The sequence below is a fragment of the Aeromicrobium sp. CFBP 8757 genome (assembly GCF_014841755.1).
Lineage (GTDB): Bacteria > Actinomycetota > Actinomycetes > Propionibacteriales > Nocardioidaceae > Aeromicrobium.
In genome coordinates this window covers 1-294 of sequence record NZ_JACYUM010000025.1, presented here as the reverse complement: position 1 = coordinate 294, position 294 = coordinate 1, and the positions used below count along the sequence as shown (strand labels likewise).

Annotated in this window: 1 protein-coding gene; it reads left to right on the top strand. The window is 66.0% G+C overall.

Annotated elements, in window-relative coordinates; genetic code table 11:
- Nucleotides 1-26: 26 nt before the first annotated feature.
- On the top strand, nt 27-294 hold a 268-nt coding region (locus IFT73_RS18580; RefSeq protein WP_197984378.1), incomplete at its 3' end, for a TasA family protein.

Here is a 294-nt window from a genome sequence, read left to right as displayed (position 1 = left end):
GGTCCACCAGCCGAAGGACCACCGCCATGAAGACCAAGAAGATCCTCCTCCCCCTCGCCACCCTCGTCGCCGCCGGCGCCATCGCGGTCGGATCGGGTGCCACGTTCACCTCCACCAGCGCCAACACGATCAGCTCGGTCACCTCCGGCACGCTGACGCAGAGCAACTCCAAGGCCAACGCCGCGATCTTCAACCTGACCAACATCAAGCCCGGCGACGTCGTCAACGGCAGCCTCACGATCAAGAACACCGGCTCGCTGCCGGCCACCTTCTCGCTCACCGAGACCTCGTCGG